Source organism: Shinella sp. M27 (assembly GCF_049199905.1).
Lineage (GTDB): Bacteria > Pseudomonadota > Alphaproteobacteria > Rhizobiales > Rhizobiaceae > Shinella.
This window is the reverse complement of record NZ_JBLZPK010000011.1, coordinates 223,311-239,695: the sequence shown is the minus strand read 5'-3', so window position 1 is coordinate 239,695 and position 16,385 is coordinate 223,311. Positions and strand designations below refer to the sequence as shown.

Below are 16,385 nucleotides of genomic sequence, written 5' to 3'. Positions count from 1 at the left end.
CTACCTCCAAGGAAACCGGGAGGATCGAGATGTCGGACGCGCTGACGATCTGCGAGTGCTTTGCAAGGGACGGCTTGCAGCACGAAACGACAGACCTTTCCACGCAAACCAAGATCGCCCTGATCGACGCCATTTCCGAAGCCGGGTTTCCGCGGGTGGAAGCGACGAGCTACAGCAGCCCCCGCCATGTACCGGTGTTTGCCGATGCCAGCAGCGTCCTCGCCGGCATCCGCCGCCGGCCAGGCACGGCCTACAAGGCGACCTGCCCCAACCTTCATGCCGTTAGGCGCGCAATCGAAGATCGTGAAGCCGGCCACGGCCCGGAGGAGATAAGCCTGCTTGTGTCGGCGACACAGGCGCACACCGAGAAGAACCTGCGCACGACGCGCGAGCAGCAATGGCGCAACATTGCCGAGATGGTCGCGCTGGCGGGCGGCGGGTTCCGCCTGATCGGCGTGATCTCCATGGCGCTCGGCTGCCCGTTCGAAGGCCGGGTTGACCCGGCATCCGTCATCGGCGACCTGAAGGCCTTCTCCGACCTCGGCGTGCGCCATGTCTCCATCTGCGACACGACCGGTCACGGCACGCCCGGCAGCGTGCGCCGCCTCTTTGCCCGCGCCTTCGCCGAGGTGCCCGACGTCACGCCGATCGCCCATTTCCACGACACGCGCGGCACGGGCATCGCCAATTGCATGGCGGCCTTCGAGGCTGGCTGCCGCTGGTTCGACAGCGCGATCGGCGGCGTCGGCGGCCACCCCGCCCAGATCCGCTATGGCGGCGGCTATACCGGCAATGTGGCGACGGAAGATCTCGTCAATCTCTTCGAGGCCGAGGGCATCGCGACCGGCATCGACATCGACCGGCTCCAGGCCGCCTTGTTGCAATGCGAGCAGGCGCTTGGGCGCGAATTGCAGAGCAAGGTGGCACGCACCGGTTTCGGCCATCTGGCAGCCTGGGATTTTTCATGACACAGACTTATGCTTCACCAATCCTCATCAGCGAAGACCGCGGCCCGGTCCGCATCCTCTCGCTCAACCGGCCTGACAAGCTGAATGCCCTCGACACGGCCCTGACGCAGGCGCTGCACGACGCGATGCTTGCCGCAGACGCCGACGAGACCGTGCGGGCGATTGTGCTGACGGGGACGGGGCGGGCCTTTTGCGCGGGAGCGGACCTTGCGGAGTTCTCCACCCTGACACCGGCCAACCAGGACCTCGTGGAAAAGCGCGCCGACCTCACGTGCCGGACCCAGGCGATGATGCAGCGCCTTTCCAAACCGGTCGTTTCGGCCGTACGCGGCGCGGCCGTCGGCGGCGGCGCGGGACTGGCGATCGGTTGCGACATGATGGTCGCCGGCACGGACCTGAAATTCGGCTATCCCGAGCTGAAGCATTCCATCGTGCCGGCCCTGGTGATGACCGGCCTGCAACGCTCGCTCGGACGCAAGGCGGCCTTCGAGATGGTCAGCCTCGGCCGCCTCATCGGCGCGGAAGAGGCACGTGCCCTCGGCCTCGTCAACCGGATCGTCGCGCCGGAGGCGGTCGTCGAGGCGGCGCTGGAGATCTCCGGTCAATGGGCGGACGCCCATCCGAAGGCGATGGCCGCCGTCAAGTCGCTGTACTACCGCGTCGCCGACCTCCCCTATGACGAGGCTATGGCCGCCGGGCGCACCGTCAACGCGCAGATGCGCAGCTTCCGGGAGGAATGCTGATGAAGCCGCTGGAAGGCATCCGCATCCTCGACTTTTCCCGCGTTCTCGCCGGCCCCATGGCGACCCAGATCCTTGCCGAGCTCGGCGCGGAGGTGACGAAGGTTGAGCGGCCGGGCACGGGCGATGAATCCCGCCTGTTCGAGCCACGGTTACCCCGCGGCGAAAGCGCCTATTTCTTCGCGTTCAACCGCGCCAAGCGATCCATGACGCTGAACCTGAAATCGCCGGAAGGACAAGAGATCGCCGCCAGGCTGGCGGAGACGCACGATGTCGTTCTGGAGAACTACCTGCCAGGCGAGATGGACCGCTTCAACCTCGGCTACGACGTCCTCTCCCGCCGCAATCCCGGCCTCGTTTATGTCTCGAACACCGGCTTCGGGCAGACCGGGCCCTATCGCCTGCGCAATGGTTACGACACGATCTTCCAGGCGCTCTCTGGCATCATGCATCTCACGGGCCATTCGGACGCGCCGCCCGCCAAGGCGGGCATTCCGGTCTCCGACATGACCTCGGGCCTGTGGATCGCAATCGCGATCCTGACGGGGCTGGTCGGGCGCGGGCGCAGCGGCCGGGGATGCCATGTCGACCTGTCGATGATGGACGTCCAGACCAGCCTGCTTGCGCTTGCCGCCGCCCGCCTCTTTGCGCTGGACGAGGATATCGGCCGCTCGGGAACGGAGCATCCGGGCCGTGTTCCCTCCGCGGCGTTCCGGTGCGCCGATGGGGGATGGCTGCATATCAGTGGCAGCGACCAGCACTGGGACGCTATCTGCGGGGTCCTCGGCCTCGAGGATCTTGCCGCCGACGCCGCCTTGGGGAAGAACGCGGCCCGCGTCGCCGCCCGCGAACGGGTGATGGCGGGCATGCGGCAGGCGATCGCACAGCGCGACCGCGGACCGCTCGCCGAGGAGCTGCGAGACCGCGGCGTGCCGGCCGGCGAGGTGAATACGGTCCGCGAGATCCTGAGCGATCCCCACAGCGAGGCCCGCGGCGCCGTCGGCACGTTCGACCATCCGGAGGAGGGCGCCGTGCGCGCCTTGCGCACGCCGTTGCGCTTTGCGGGTTACGAGGATCCCGCAATTGGCTGTCCGCCGACGCTCGGTGCGGACACGGCGGCGCTGCTTGCCGGGGAGCTGGGCATGGCGGCCGAGACCATTGATCGGCTGAGGAATGAGGGAGTGATCTGATGAGCAACGCAAAACCCCCGGTTCTCCTGCGGCGCGAGGCGGGTGTCGCCCATGTGGTCCTCGACCGCGCGGAAGCGCGCAACGCCCTCAACCTGCCGATGTGCCTTGCGCTGAAGGAGACCTTCGAGGCGCTCGATGCCGATGCCGACATCCGCGCCGTCGTGCTTTCGGCAAACGGTTCTGTCTTCTGCGCCGGAGCGGACCTGAAGGAGCGTAACGGCCGGGACGAGGCCTGGGTGATCGCCCGGCGCCGCGCCTCGTTTGCCGCCTACGACGCCATTGCCCGCTGCCGCAAGCCGGTGGTCGCGGCAACACAAGGCCCCGTGGTCGGCTCCGGCGGCGAGATCCTGATGAGCTGTGACTTCGTGATCGCATCGGACAAGACGACCTTCCGCTTCCCCGAGCCGCAATGGGGCACCGTCGGCGCAACGCAGCGCCTGCAACGCACGATCGGCAAGATGCGGGCCAAGGAACTTCTGTTCACCGGCCGCATCATGCCGGTCGAGGAGGCCTATCAGCTTGGCCTCGTCGCTCGCATCGTGCCGGCGGAGGCCCTGGCCGAAACCATCGCCGGCATCGCCGAGGCGATCGCCGCCGCGCCGCCGCTTGCCATGGCGCTAACCAAGCAGGCGGTGGATCTCGGCAGCGAAACCGACCTCAACAACGGAATCCGCGTCGAAATGGCCGCGATCGAACGGTGCCTGGCCGACGGCGGTTGGCGCGACGGCCTGAACCGCTTCGCAAAAAGCGTCGGAGGCAAGGAAACTCATGATCTCTGACAACGGCACTCCCTTCGATATCGACGCGCTCTGCGCAACGTCGATCTCCGCCGCACTGACGCGGGCCGCAACCGTTGCCGGCGATGTGGAGGCCGTCGTCGCGGCGGACGGGCGGCTGACCTATGCCGCGCTCGCCGCGGAGGTCGCACGCATCCGCGACGGACTGGCGACGCAGGGCGTGCGGAAGGGCGAGCACATCGGCCTTTGCCTCGGCAATTCCACGCGCTGGGTGGCGATCTTTCTGGCGATCGGCTCGCTCGGCGCGGTGACCGTGCCGATCAACACCCGTTTCGTCGCCGACGAGATGGCCTATGCGCTTTCCCAGTCGAAGGTCTCACGCCTCATCCTGTGCGACCGGTTCCTCAAGATCGATTTTATCGGCCTGCTGCGGCAGATCGACCCCGCGCTCACCGACCGGCTGCCCATCCCCGCCCTTCCGGATCTCAAGCAACTGATCGTCATCGGAGAGGACGTGCCGCCCGCGGCCATTGCGTGGGAGGCCCTGCTCGCAAGCGGAACCGCGCCCGCGCAGGCACGGGGCGAGGCCGACGACCCGCTGCTCATCCAGTATACGTCCGGCACCACATCCTTTCCGAAAGGCGTTCTCCTGACCCAGCGCAGCATGCTAGGCAACGCCTTCGTCTCCGGTCATCGCATGGGCCTTCGCGTCGGCGACCGGTTCCATAGCGCCCGGCCGTTCTTCCACGTCGCAGGCACGACCCTCTCCATCCTCTCCTGCCTCCAGCACATGGCGACGCTCGTCTCCATGGACCGGTTCGAGCCGGGCGAGGCCCTGCGCCTGATGGAGGCCGAGCGCTGCACGCATTTTTCCGGCAACGACACGATGGCGCTGATGCTGCTCAGCCATCCCGAGCGCCCAGAGCGCCGCCTCGTTCTTCGCGGTGCTTGGCTCGCTGCCTCGCCGACCATCGTCGCCCGCGTCATCGACGAGCTCGGCGCGCGCGAATGCGTCGTCGGCTACGGACTTTCCGAAGCCGCGCCCAACGTCGCGCAATCCTCTTGGTGGGAGCCGGAGGCCGTCCGCATATCGGCCGCCATGCGACCGCAACCGGGCATCGATGTGCGCATCGTTAAGGAAGACGGCAAGGATGCCGCTTGCGGCGAACCGGGGGAAATCCTCGTGCGCGGCTGGAGCGTCATGCGGGAGTATTTCGACAAGCCCGTCGAAACGCGGGCCGCGCTCTCGGCCGACGGCTGGCTGTCCACCGGCGATCTCGGCGCGCTGGACGAGAACGGCAGGCTGACCTTCCTCGGCCGCGTCAAGGAGATCGTGCGCGTCGGCGGCGAGAACGTCTCGCCGGCCGATGTGGAGAATGTCCTGCATCGCCATGCGGCGATCCGCCAGGCGGCAGTGGTTGGCGTGCCGGACGAGCGCCTCGTCGAGGTGTGTGGTGCCTTCGTCATCCTGAGGGAGGGTGCCAAGGCCGAACCGGAGGAGATCATGGACTGGGCGAAATCCAACATGGCCGGGTTCAAGGTGCCGCGCCATGTCTGGATCGTCGAGAGCTTCGAAGCGATCGGCATTACGGCAAGCGCCAAGATCCAGAAGAAGCGGCTCGCCGAACACGCCCGCAAGCTGATCGGAGCGTGACCCCATGCGGATAGAAACCGATGTGACGCGGCTCCTCGGCATCGACCTGCCGATCATCCAGGCCGGCATGTCATGGGCATCGTCCAACGCGGCCCTGCCGCTTGCCGTGTCGACCGCCGGCGGTCTCGGTGTGGTCGCCGCCGGTCCCATGTATGCGAACGACCTCGCCGCGGCGATCGATGCGGTGCGGGCGGGCACGGACAGGCCGTTCGCCGTCAACCTGCCGCTCTACCGCAAGGGCGCCGACGAGATCATGGACCTCCTCGTCGAAAAGCGGGTGCCCGTGCTCATCGCTTCCCAGGGCGGGCCGAAGCGCTACCTCGAGCGGTTCAAGGCCATTGGCACCGTCTGCCTGCATGTGGTCGCCGGTGCGGAGCATGCCGTCAAGGCGGCGGCGGCCGGCGTCGACGGCCTCATCGCCGTCGGCGGGGAAGCCGGCGGCCACCCTCCGCCCGACCTCGTCTCCACGCTCGTTCTCGGCCGTGCGATCGCAAGGGCCGTGCCAGGCATGCCGCTCATCCTCAGCGGCGGCTTTGCCGATGGATATGGCCTTGCCGCCGCCCTGGCGCTGGGGGCCGGCGCGGCGCAGTTCGGCACGCGCTTCATGCTGTCCTGCGAGGCGCGCCTGCATGCCGCCTACAGCGAGCGCCTGCTGTCCGCCTCCGTCACCGACACGATGGTGGTCGGCCATGGCCTCGGCATGGTCCGCATCCTGCGCAACGGTTTTGGCGAACGGATGCAAGCGGCGGAAGCGGAAGGACGGCAGTTCGAGGAGCGCAAGGCGCTTTTTTCCGCCGCTTCGCTCAAGGCCGCGGCCTTCGACGGCGATGTCGAGAACGGCAAGGTCGAGGCCGGCCAGAGCGCAGGCCTCGTCGACGACATCCTACCGGCGGCGGATATCGTCGCCGCCATCGCACGGGACTACGGGGCGGCGCTCGCCGCCCTGCCCCGGCCCATGATACGCTCTCATGAAGGACTGAGCCATGCTGGATAAACCGCTTCTCATCAACGGCGAATGGCGTGCGCCCGCCGGCAACCGATCGGCCGGGGTCCACAATCCGGCAACCGGCGAGGTGATCGCGCAACTGGCCTTGTGCGAGCGCGCCGACCTCGACGCGGCGCTGGAAGCGGCGCAGCAGGGTTTTGAAACCTGGCGCAGGACCGCCGCCATCGAGCGCGCGAAAATCCTGCACAGGGCGGCGGCGCTTGTGCGCGAGCGTGCCGAAACCATGGCGCAGCTCATGTCCCGGGAGCAGGGAAAGCCGATCACTGAGGCGCGCGGCGAGGCGAATGCCGCCGCCGAGCATATCGAGTGGCATGCCGAGGAGGGTCGGCGCGCCTATGGCCGCGTCATCCCCGCGCGCGTGCCCGGCGCACGCCAGATAGTGCTGCGCGAGCCCGTGGGCCCGGTCGCCGCGTTCACCCCTTGGAATTTCCCGATCAACCAGCTCGTGCGCAAGGTCGCCGCCGCGCTCGCCAGCGGGTGCTCGATCATCGCCAAACCGCCGGAGGAAGCACCGTCGGCCTGTATCGCGCTTTCCCGCGCTTTCCAGGATGCCGGCTTGCCGGCAGGCGTGCTCGGCATCGTCTTCGGACCGGCGGCTGAGGTTTCCGAGCACCTGATCGCCTCGCCGGTCATCCGCAAGATCTCGTTCACCGGCTCCGTTCCGGTCGGCAAGAAGCTCGGGGCGATCGCCGCGGCCGGGGTCAAGCGCGCGACGATGGAGCTCGGCGGCCATGCGCCCTACATCGTCGCGAGGGACGCGGATATCGACGCCGCCGTCAAGCTGGGCCTGATGCTCAAATACCGCAATGCCGGTCAGGTCTGCGCAGCGCCTACCCGCTTCTACATCGAGGAAGACGTCTACGACGCCTTCCGGTCGGGCTTCGTGGCCGGCGCGCGCGCCATCAAGGTCGGCGACGGCCTGTCGGACGGGGTCCAGATGGGCCCGCTCACGCACGCCCGGCGGCTCGATGCGATGGCGCGCTTCGTGGACGACGCCGTCTCGCATGGCGCACGCCTGGAATGCGGCGGCAAGCGCATCGGCAACAGCGGGTATTTCTTCGAGCCGACGGTGCTTAGCGACGTGCCGGAAGACGCAGCGGTCATGAATGACGAGCCATTCGGCCCGCTCGCGGCGCTCGTGCCCGTCTCCAGTATCGACGAGGCGATCCGGCGGTCCAACCGCCTGCCCTTTGGCCTCGCCGCCTTCGGCTTCACGCGCTCGCTCGCGACGGCTGACCGGTTTTCGACAGAGCTTGAAGCCGGCATGGTCTCGATCAACCATTTCGGCCTCGCTGCCGCGGAAACGCCCTTTGGCGGTCTCAAGGAGAGCGGCTATGGCAGCGAGGGTGGCAGCGAAACGCTGGACGCCTATCTGACGACGAAGTTCGTCAGCCATATCGGCCTGTGAGCGCCCGATGAAGAGCTACGACTACATCATCGCCGGTGGCGGATCGTCCGGCTGCGTTCTGGCAAACCGGCTCGTGACGGCAGGCAAGAGCGTCCTGCTTCTCGAAGCGGGGCCTCCCGACAACACGCCCTATATCCACATCCCCGCCACCTTCGTGAAGGTTCTCGGCACCCGGCGGACGTTCATGTACGCCACCGAGCCGGAGCCGGGCGCCAACAACCGGGTCCTGCTCGTGCCGCAGGGCAGGACGCTCGGCGGCGGCTCGTCCGTCAACGCGATGATCTACATTCGCGGCCAGGCCGAGGACTATGACACCTGGCGCGATCTCGGCTGCGAGGGCTGGGGATACGAGGATGTGCTGCCGGTCTTCCGCCGTTCGGAGGACAACGAGGTTCTCGCCGACGATTATCACGGCACCGGCGGCCCGCTGAAGGTCTCCGAGCCCCGCTTCCGCCACCCGATCAGCGCGGCCTTCGTCCGGGCCGCGCAACAGGCCGGCCTTGCCTATTCGCACGATTTCAACGGCGCGCGGCAGGACGGCGTCGGCTTCTACCAGACGACGACCGTGAATGCCCGCCGCGGTTCCACGGCGGCGACCTACTTGAAGACGGTGCGCCGCTCCCCTCTCCTCGAGATCGCCACGGAGTGCATCGCAACGAAGATCCTCCTGGAGAACGGCACGGCGGCGGGCCTTGCCTATCGCCGGCGGGACGGCAGCATGTTCGAGGCGCGGGCGAAAGAGGAGGTCATCCTGTGCGCCGGAGCGCTCGCCACGCCGAAAATCCTGATGCTGTCCGGCATCGGCCCGGGCGAGATGCTGGCGCAGCATGGCATCACGGTTGTGCGCGACCTCCCCGGTGTTGGCGAAAACTTCCAGGACCACATCGCCGTTTCCGTCTACGGCATCACCGATCGGCCGATCTCGCTGAAGGACCAGGACAAGGGCCTCAAGGCCGTCGTAAATGGGCTTCGCTACCTGTTCGGGCGGTCCGGCCTCTTGTCGTCGAATGTGGTGGAAAGCGGCGGTTTCATCGACACGAGCGGCTGCGGGCGGCCCGATATCCAGATCCACGTCACGCCGACCCTCGTGGGCGATGCCACGCGCGGTCAGATGGAGGGCCACGGCGTCTCGATCAATCCCTGCATCCTGCGTCCCGTCTCACGCGGTAAGGTTTCGCTGCGCAGCGACAGGGTCGAGGACCCGATCCATTTCGTCGGGAACAACCTGGTCGCGCAGGAAGACGTCGACACCCTGGTGCGCGGCATCAAGCTTTCGCGCGCGATTCTCGCCGCTCCCGCCATGAAGGCCCTTGGCTTCCGGGAACTGGCACCCAAGCACGAGAAGTCGTCCGATGCGGACTTCGAGGCGCATGCGCGGGCCAATGCCAAAACTGTCTATCACCCGGCCGGGACCTGCCGGATGGGTCGGGACGAGCTCTCGGTCGTCGATAATCGGTTGCGGGTGCAGGGCATCCCGCGCCTGCGCATCGCAGACGCCTCGATCATGCCGACGCTCGTGAGCGGCAACACGAATGCCCCCTGCATTATGATCGCGGAGCGCTGCGCAGACTTCCTGTTGTCGCGCTCTTGAAGGGAGCCGAACCGTCGAGCTGCCAAGTCGAAGCCAGTTGAAAGATTTAGAGATCGGCTCAAGCTTCGTCCGCAATGACTCGGTGGACTGGTGACGACCTGCATTGCTTTCCATTGCCAGAGTGTGCGGAACGTTCAGCGATCATGTTGATCTACGTCCACTTCCGAGGCCTTCTGGCGAGGCAGTCGAAGACCACCTCGCCAAGACCTGCTAATTGCCGTGCCCGATTGCAAGCGCAAACAGTCTATCTTGCCGGTCAGCAAACGCGCGTGGATCGGTGGGCTTGTCCCCATCAAGAATGCGTGCTTCATCCAGCAAAAGCCACGCCGCATCCTCGCGAAACGTTTGGTCGCCCACCGATGCGATGCTTTTAACAAGCTCGCTTTGCGCATTGATCTCGAGGATCGGCTTCGATGCTGTCTGCAACCGCCCTGCCCCTTGGAGGAGTTTTTCGAGCTGGCGATCGAGTCCATGTTCCGATGCGACAAGGCAGACCGGGCTTTCGGTCAGCCGATCGGAAACCCGCACGTCAGCGATTTCCTCACCGAGGGTGCTTCGAGCGAAATCGATGAAAGCGGTAACTTCGGGAGAAGCTTGCCGCCCCTCCTCATCGGTGCTGCCTTCGCCGGTCACAGCTTTTAGATCGGCAAGACCCTGGGTGACGGATTTAAAAGGCTTGCCCTCGAAATCAGAGGCGTTGGTCGGCCAGAAACTGTCTACGCCATCTGTAAGAAGAAGGACTTCGATACCCTTGGCCCGAAAACCCTCTAGTTGCGGCGACGATTTCAGTTGGTCGAGACTGGAGCCGGTGATGTAATAGATCGCCGACTGCCCCTCCTTCATTCCAGCTAGGTAGTCGCCCAGGCTCCGGGTTGCCTCGTCGGACACGGTACTACGGAAGCGCGCAAGCTTCAGCAACTGCGCGCGCCGTTCGAAGTCGTCGTAGATACCTTCCTTAAGAATCGCGCCGAACAGATCCCAGATCTTGGAGAACGTCTCGGCTTCGCCTTCGGCCATCTTCTCCAGGGCGGAAAGAATTCGGCTCGTCACGCCCTTTTTGATAGCGGCAAGCACGGGACTTTCCTGGATCATCTCCCGGGAGATGTTAAGCGGCAGATCCGAGGTGTCAACGATGCCACGGACGAACCGCAGATAGCGTGGTAGCAACTCAGCTTCGTCAGTAATGAAGACGCGCTTCACATATAGCTTCATCCTACCGTGTCGGTCTGGATCGAACAGGTCGAATGGTTGAGCACTGGGAATGAAGGCAAGCGTCGTATATTCGTGGCGTCCCTCAGCGCGGAAATGCACGTTCGCCAGCGGCTCCTCGTACTGTCTCGAAACACTACGATAAAAATCGTCGTATTCCTCCTTGGATATCTCGCTCTTCTGCTTGGTCCAAAGCGCTGCGCCATCAGAGACCTGTGACGGTTCGGCGCCCTCTTTCTCAACGAGACGGACAGGAACGGGCACGTGGCCGGATTGATCACGAATGATCTTCTCAACCGTCCATTTGCTGGTATACTTTTTAGCATCCTCCATGAGATGCAGAATGACACGCGTTCCCCTCGCCGGCGCGTCAGCGAGATCGACGGCTACGACGCGATAACTCCCCTTGCCGTCGGAAGACCATTTCCAAGCCTCGCCCTCGCCAGCACGGCGGGATATCACACTGACCCGATCGGCGACCATGAACAAGGAATAGAAGCCGACGCCCTCCATCCCTACATCGTAAACGCGATGTAGTAGGCTCGACACGGACCATTATCCGCGGGCGCGCTCTTATTTTTCCCTCGCGCTCCAAGGCCTCCAAGACCGACGAATCTCGCGGTGCGGGAACCTCATGTAGGTCAGGGATGGTGAAATGCTCGCCTAAACGGCAGGTCTCGCGGGTAAGGCAACTCGTGGGCAGAAGGGCGCTCGTCACGACTCTCAGGGCCGATGTCACGTATCGCCGTTGTGCGCCGGGTCGTACTGGGGTGTTGCGAGCGCGTGTGCGTGGAGTGCGTGACCGGTAGCCCGCCTGTCCGCCAACCCGCGCCCACGCACAATCTTAAGCGCTGACGGCCAATTCGACGGGCCCGAACTCCCTTTCGTCAACGTACCCGTCCATGATACTGCGGATCGCAGGCAAGGTCGCGACAAAGGCGTCTACGCAGGAGGGATCGAACTGACTGCCAGCGCGGCTTCGGATGTGAGCGACAGCCTGCTCGACGCTCCAAGCCTCCTTATATGGTCTGACGGTCGTGAGCGCGTCGAAATTATCCGCGACAGCAACGATACGCCCAGCGAGCGGAATATCCTCGCCGGACAGTCTGCGCGGATAGCCCTGCCCGTCCCACCGCTCGTGGTGAGACCCCGCGATTTCCGCCGCGAGACGGAGAAGGCTAGACCGAGATTCATTCAGGATATCGCAGCCGATCAAGGTGTGCGTCTGCATCTCAGAGAACTCCTGTTCCGTGAGCTTGCCCTTCTTGAGCAGGACCGCATCGCGTATACCGACCTTCCCGATGTCATGCATCGGGGACGCGAGCCGTATGTTTGTGCAGGTTTCGGGCGGGAGGCCCAACGCCTGAGCGATGGCCTCGGAATATGCCGCGACACGCTTGGTGTGAAGGCCGGTTTCCGAGTCCTTGTAGCTTGCCGCGATCGAAAGGCGGTCGATGATTTCCTCCTCGCGTGCCCTGATTTCCTCGGTCGCCTTTTCGATTTCCTGGCGCAGCCACTCCGCCTTGTCTGCCAGTTTGTTACGGGCTTCGACCAGCGCGACGAGGTTGCGCATCCGCGCCTGGAATTCCAGGGGGTTCACGGGCTTTGTCAGAAAGTCGATCGAGCCAGCGTCCAGGCACGTCATGCGGGTCGCGAGGTCAGTGTCGGCTGTTACCATGACGTATGGCTTCTCGCGATATTTCTCGAAGAAGTTGATCTCGCGAAGCAACTCCACTCCGTTGTAACCCGGCATCTGGTAATCGACCACGGCGATGTCGAAATCCAGTTTCGGCATCGCGGCGAGGACCTCCGCCGGATCGGTGAAGGCTAATGGTTCGCAGCCCCTGATCTTCGATACCAGCTTAGACAGGAACATGAGGTTGGTACGGTTGTCATCAACAATAAGAATGCGCATTCACTGGCTCCTCATGCGGCCCGCTTTGTCCGCTGCGTTTCTATCTCGGCGGCCATGGCCGCCAGTCCAGACTGGGATGCGCGTTTCTCCCTGAGAGACTGCGCGGTGTGGGCGACGCTATCGAAGCCGAGGTTACCCGCCGCGCCTTTGAGAGTATGAAGCAACCGATCGATGTCGTTCGATCTTTCATGCACCACGGCTTCGGCGAGATCAGCGAGAATTTGAGACGCATCTTCGAAGAACGCGTCCAGCAATTCATTGTAAGTGTCCTCGCCAAGCGCTTCGACGATCTCGGCTTGGCGGTCATTCAACGCCGCACCAGAGACGGAAACAGCGTCCAACGCCATATTGGCCGCCACCGTAGCGTCCGAGCGAACCTCGAAAGCGGATATAACCCTGGCGAGCTGATTCTTCGTTACGGGCTTGGATTGGAACCCGTTCATGCCTGCGGCTGCGCATAGACGGCGGTCGTCTTCAGAGGCGTTCGCCGTCATTGCGACTATCGGCACGTCGTTTCCCGTGCCGCGGATCGCCTTTGTTGCCTCAATTCCGTCCATGCGCGGCATCTGCATGTCCATCAACACAAGGTCGAACCGGGACGCGGCTAACATCTCGACCGCTTCCGCTCCGTCGTTGGCCACCTCGACACCCTGTCCGAGATGGCGAAGAAAGCCAGCCGCGACCTGCTGGTTCACGAGGTTGTCTTCCACAAGCAGGATGCGGAGCTTGGGTATCACGCCAGCAAAATCAACCGGAGCTGCAGCCTGCACCGTGTCCCTCTCGTCAGCCCTGTCCACCGGGAGTTCAAACCAGAAAGTGCTACCCTGTCCCTTGGCACTCCGCACCCCGATCCGGCCGCCGAGGGATTCGACGATTTCCTTGCAGATGATCAATCCCAACCCGGTTCCGCCGTAGTTTCTGGAAATGCTCGCATCAACCTGGGAGAAGGGTTTGAACAGACGGCCCTGCCCTTCCTCATCGATCCCGATCCCGGTATCGGTAACCGCGAACTTCAATAGCGTGCGGTCATCGATGTCTTCCTCAGAGAGCTTCACCGCGACCATACCGTTCGACGTGAACTTTATGGCGTTGCTCAATAGATTGAGGACGACCTGACGCAGACGGGTCTGATCTGTCATCACGAAGATTTTGCCGTGGCCGACGGGCAAGTCGGCGACGAGCGAATTGCTCTTCTCCGCCGCCCGGTCGCGGAGCATTGCCACGGTATCGGATACCAGAGCGGCAACATCGACAGGACCGAGCTGGACGTCGATCTCTCCGTTTTCCATTTTCGCGAAGTCTAGAATCTCGTTGAGGATTTCCAGCAGCGACTGGCCTGAGCGGCGGATCGTTTGGACGCCTCCGCGAACCCGCTCGGGAAGTTCCGACAGTTCGAGAAGTTCCGCCGTTCCGAGAATGGCGTTGAGCGGCGTGCGGACTTCGTGCCCCATGGTCGCCATGAACTGGGACTTGGCTCTGTTCCCCGCCTCCGCGGCGGCGAAGGACTCTTTCAGTTCGCGGGTCATACCTTCGAATTCGAGACCTGCCGCCCGTACGGACTTCAACTGCCGCCTCAGGGATATGACGAGGATACCGACGCTGAGCGAAAGCACCGCGGTGACGGCTCCCGTCTTGAGCTGAAGCGATTGCAGTGCTTCCCTTGCGTCGGCGCGCTCGGAACTGACCTTGTTGTTGGTGTTGGTCAGCAACTCCTCGGTGTTTTTCATCAAGCCCTTCATGTCGGAAACGAATTTCGCGAGCATGCTGACGTCCAGATGTTGTCCCGCCGCGATCCCGTCGAACATAGGGGCCTTTGACATAACTGCGGGCTCGATATTCGCGACAAGCTGGGCCAGGCCGGGGGTGTCTCCGAGGCGGAGGTCGAGGTTGGCCTTCTTGAGAAGCGCCATACGGGAATAGAGGATGTCGTAGCGCGTTGTCAGGAGGGAAACCGCCTCATCGGACACATCGACCCGAACAAGCATTTCGGAGGCGGCCTCGTTCAGCCGTCTCGTTTCCCGGTCAAGCTGGTAGACCGACCACAGGGCGTTCTCGCGGATACCGTCCTGCAGTTCCTGGTATTTCCCGTAAATTCCGGAGAGAAGGTAGATAAGGCCAATCAACAGCAAGACGGCAAAACTCTGCAGGAACGCAGTGCCTTTGCTAACTCGCCGAATGACGTCACCGTTCTTCCCGGCGTTGTCCATGGTTACTTGACCTCGATCGACTTGATCTGCCAGACGGACCGCGAAAAGTACTTCTCGTTGTAGAGTGTCGCGTCCTTGTCAAACGGATAGATCATGAACAGCGGCCCCTTATCACGAACCGACATCGTCTCGCCGTTCATCCTCGATGCCAGCATGCTGTCGAGTTCAGTGGCATCTTCCATCGGCACCTCGGCCGCGTAGTCATTGAGAGCGACGAGCTTGATGCTCGTCCCCTTGGCCCCGGCCGCTTCGAGAACCGCGCGGAGGAGCGGTCCGGAAAACTCGACCTTTCCGGTTGTCCAAGGGGTTTCCATCGTTCCCTTGCGCCCGGGCAGCGCCTCGAGCATGGCAAGGTCGAACTCGGCCGATTTCCCGGCGTTCGGATGGGAGAGTTCGCCTGACACGGTCAGAACGACCTGCCCTTTCGGCGCGTCGAGCGCGAAAGCCTGACTGGCGAGCAGGGTTGCGGCAAGGGCCGTCATGCGGATTGCGGAATGCATTGAGAATCCTCGCGTTCGCCGAAGCCTAAAGCGTCGGCCGTCAAAAGCGACATGCCGGGAGGGCTGGTGTCCGCGCATCTCCAGTTAGAAGGAGACCTGTAACGAACCGTCGTCATGACGGCCTGGGCGAGATGCCCGACACCCCAAATTTAGGGCAGAGTTGTTGAACGAACGTGAATCAGTCAGTAAAAATGCAACGTGTTCCCGATGGTGAGTGACCCAGATGGCCGGCATGGTTAAGCCGATATTGCGATTGACGCTTGGGGCGTGTGATGGCCGCTCGGCGAATGCGTCAGTGGCGACACCGCTGCACGCTGGTGGACATTGTCGGGGAAAACCTACCCGAAAACGTCGATAGTAAGTTGAAATCGCCTGAATGATTAAACTTATAGGTATTCGCATTAACCTAGCCTTAATACCTTGCCCCCAGATTTGGTGCCAAGGACGCGCACCGATCTCGAGAAATGTTGAAAATGTTGAGCCAAGCCAAAATCGCTGAACTGCCTGACGATCTGGCTTCCCTACCGCGGCATCGCCGGATGAGCGACGACGCCGCGGTCGCGTTGGCAAAGCGCGCCGTTCCTTTCGATTTCGTTAGCGTCAGCGGTTTCGACCTCGGATCGTACAAGGTCGGAAACTTCAACAGCGTGACCTCAAGCTTTCCCCCGGCCTTCGTGGAGGCCTATGCCGGCGAAAAGCTCTTCCTTGACGATCCGATGGTCCTGGCGGGAAAAGACGGCGCTGGCGTTGTGACCGAAGACAGCTTGGCTGGGCACTACGAAATGCCCCAGCGTCTCGCGTACCTATTGCGCACCTTCCGCATATCCCGCCGGATAGCGTTCTTCCTGCGCCGCGGCGGACACAATTACGGTTCCGTCGTCTTCGCAAGGGAAGGCGCGCCGTTCGGGGCCGACGAGGCAGAGTATCTCGGCATGATCGCCACCCCTCTTCACGAGCGAGTGACCCGCCCGTTTGTAGACCGTTTCGGCCTACAGATCGTCGGACTGCTCCACGGTGAAGTCGAATGCATTCGCCTTGCGGGCCAGGGAATGACAAGCGAAGAGATTGCTGCAGCCTCGAGGTTCACCCGCGAGACCGTGGACAGCTATCTCAAATCGGCAACAAAAAAGCTACAAGCGCGCAATCGCGCACATGCGATCGCAATGGCCATCCGGCATCGGCTGATAGACTAAAACAGTCCCAATCCCGAACATGATCAATCGACGTCTTTTTGGGCAATTTCCCAAAAAGAACGCATTC

The 16,385-nt window shown here is 63.5% G+C and carries 12 protein-coding genes and 1 pseudogene; 9 read left to right on the top strand and 4 right to left on the bottom strand.

Annotated features, from left to right (window positions below; translation table 11 throughout):
• The first annotated feature begins 29 nt into the window (after window positions 1-29).
• From ACOZK4_RS04370 to ACOZK4_RS04335, 8 genes are read left to right on the top strand one after another with little or no spacing between them, the layout of a single operon-like run.
• A complete protein-coding gene (locus ACOZK4_RS04370) occupies window positions 30-968 on the top strand; it encodes a hydroxymethylglutaryl-CoA lyase (RefSeq protein ID WP_421578352.1) in 939 nt (312 codons plus the stop codon).
• Complete coding sequence (locus tag ACOZK4_RS04365) at window positions 965-1,711, top strand: enoyl-CoA hydratase/isomerase family protein (protein WP_421578353.1); 747 nt, start codon at window positions 965-967, stop codon at window positions 1,709-1,711. Before ACOZK4_RS04370 ends, ACOZK4_RS04365 begins: the two co-directional genes overlap by 4 nt.
• Window positions 1,711-2,898 carry a CaiB/BaiF CoA transferase family protein gene (locus ACOZK4_RS04360; RefSeq protein ID WP_421578354.1) on the top strand — a complete coding sequence of 396 codons (1,188 nt, stop codon included), beginning with the start codon at window positions 1,711-1,713 and terminating at the stop codon, window positions 2,896-2,898. Before ACOZK4_RS04365 ends, ACOZK4_RS04360 begins: the two co-directional genes overlap by 1 nt.
• Window positions 2,898-3,677: an enoyl-CoA hydratase/isomerase family protein gene (locus ACOZK4_RS04355; RefSeq protein ID WP_421578355.1), complete on the top strand. Its 780-nt coding sequence runs from the start codon at window positions 2,898-2,900 to the stop codon at window positions 3,675-3,677. The genes ACOZK4_RS04360 and ACOZK4_RS04355 overlap by 1 nt, the downstream gene beginning before the upstream one ends.
• Entirely contained in the window at window positions 3,667-5,289 is a 1,623-nt protein-coding gene (locus ACOZK4_RS04350) for an AMP-binding protein (RefSeq protein ID WP_421590627.1), read from the top strand. Before ACOZK4_RS04355 ends, ACOZK4_RS04350 begins: the two co-directional genes overlap by 11 nt.
• A 4-nt stretch (window positions 5,290-5,293) precedes the next feature.
• On the top strand, window positions 5,294-6,283 hold the full coding sequence (locus ACOZK4_RS04345) for an NAD(P)H-dependent flavin oxidoreductase (RefSeq protein ID WP_421590626.1): 990 nt from the start codon (window positions 5,294-5,296) through the stop codon (window positions 6,281-6,283).
• Window positions 6,273-7,703: an NAD-dependent succinate-semialdehyde dehydrogenase gene (locus ACOZK4_RS04340; protein ID WP_421590625.1), complete on the top strand. Its 1,431-nt coding sequence runs from the start codon at window positions 6,273-6,275 to the stop codon at window positions 7,701-7,703. The genes ACOZK4_RS04345 and ACOZK4_RS04340 overlap by 11 nt, the downstream gene beginning before the upstream one ends.
• A 7-nt stretch (window positions 7,704-7,710) precedes the next feature.
• Window positions 7,711-9,294 (top strand): GMC family oxidoreductase, encoded by a 1,584-nt coding sequence (locus tag ACOZK4_RS04335; protein WP_421590624.1) that lies wholly within the window; start codon window positions 7,711-7,713, stop codon window positions 9,292-9,294.
• Between the two features lie 210 nt (window positions 9,295-9,504).
• Here the strand turns inward: ACOZK4_RS04335 and htpG are convergent.
• The 4 genes and pseudogenes from htpG to ACOZK4_RS04315 form a co-directional block, all read right to left on the bottom strand.
• Window positions 9,505-11,022, bottom strand: a pseudogene (gene htpG / locus ACOZK4_RS04330) (molecular chaperone HtpG); the annotation flags it as partial.
• A gap of 325 nt (window positions 11,023-11,347) precedes the next feature.
• On the bottom strand, window positions 11,348-12,418 hold the full coding sequence (locus tag ACOZK4_RS04325) for an HD domain-containing phosphohydrolase (RefSeq protein ID WP_421590623.1): 1,071 nt from the start codon (window positions 12,416-12,418) through the stop codon (window positions 11,348-11,350).
• Window positions 12,419-12,429: 11 nt separating this feature from the next.
• Window positions 12,430-14,625: an ATP-binding protein gene (locus tag ACOZK4_RS04320; RefSeq protein WP_421590622.1), complete on the bottom strand. Its 2,196-nt coding sequence runs from the start codon at window positions 14,623-14,625 to the stop codon at window positions 12,430-12,432.
• A 2-nt stretch (window positions 14,626-14,627) separates the two neighbouring features.
• Window positions 14,628-15,107 carry a molybdopterin-dependent oxidoreductase gene (locus ACOZK4_RS04315; protein WP_421590621.1) on the bottom strand — a complete coding sequence of 160 codons (480 nt, stop codon included), beginning with the start codon at window positions 15,105-15,107 and terminating at the stop codon, window positions 14,628-14,630.
• A 557-nt stretch (window positions 15,108-15,664) separates the two neighbouring features.
• Between ACOZK4_RS04315 and ACOZK4_RS04310 the strand changes: the two genes are divergently transcribed.
• A complete protein-coding gene (locus ACOZK4_RS04310; protein WP_421590620.1) occupies window positions 15,665-16,318 on the top strand; it encodes a LuxR C-terminal-related transcriptional regulator in 654 nt (217 codons plus the stop codon).
• Window positions 16,319-16,385: the final 67 nt, after the last annotated feature.

Excerpts from the sequence above, each read along its gene's own strand:
- ACOZK4_RS04370 (WP_421578352.1), top strand. The coding sequence starts at position 30 with ATGTCGGACGCGCTGACGATCTGCGAGTGCTTTGCAAGGGACGGCTTG.
- ACOZK4_RS04365 (WP_421578353.1), top strand. The coding sequence starts at position 965 with ATGACACAGACTTATGCTTCACCAATCCTCATCAGCGAAGACCGCGGC.
- ACOZK4_RS04360 (WP_421578354.1), top strand. The coding sequence starts at position 1,711 with ATGAAGCCGCTGGAAGGCATCCGCATCCTCGACTTTTCCCGCGTTCTC.
- ACOZK4_RS04355 (WP_421578355.1), top strand. The coding sequence starts at position 2,898 with ATGAGCAACGCAAAACCCCCGGTTCTCCTGCGGCGCGAGGCGGGTGTC.
- ACOZK4_RS04350 (WP_421590627.1), top strand. The coding sequence starts at position 3,667 with ATGATCTCTGACAACGGCACTCCCTTCGATATCGACGCGCTCTGCGCA.
- ACOZK4_RS04345 (WP_421590626.1), top strand. The coding sequence starts at position 5,294 with ATGCGGATAGAAACCGATGTGACGCGGCTCCTCGGCATCGACCTGCCG.
- ACOZK4_RS04340 (WP_421590625.1), top strand. The coding sequence starts at position 6,273 with ATGCTGGATAAACCGCTTCTCATCAACGGCGAATGGCGTGCGCCCGCC.
- ACOZK4_RS04335 (WP_421590624.1), top strand. The coding sequence starts at position 7,711 with ATGAAGAGCTACGACTACATCATCGCCGGTGGCGGATCGTCCGGCTGC.
- ACOZK4_RS04325 (WP_421590623.1), bottom strand. The coding sequence starts at position 12,418 with ATGCGCATTCTTATTGTTGATGACAACCGTACCAACCTCATGTTCCTG.
- ACOZK4_RS04320 (WP_421590622.1), bottom strand. The coding sequence starts at position 14,625 with ATGGACAACGCCGGGAAGAACGGTGACGTCATTCGGCGAGTTAGCAAA.
- ACOZK4_RS04315 (WP_421590621.1), bottom strand. The coding sequence starts at position 15,107 with ATGACGGCCCTTGCCGCAACCCTGCTCGCCAGTCAGGCTTTCGCGCTC.
- ACOZK4_RS04310 (WP_421590620.1), top strand. The coding sequence starts at position 15,665 with ATGAGCGACGACGCCGCGGTCGCGTTGGCAAAGCGCGCCGTTCCTTTC.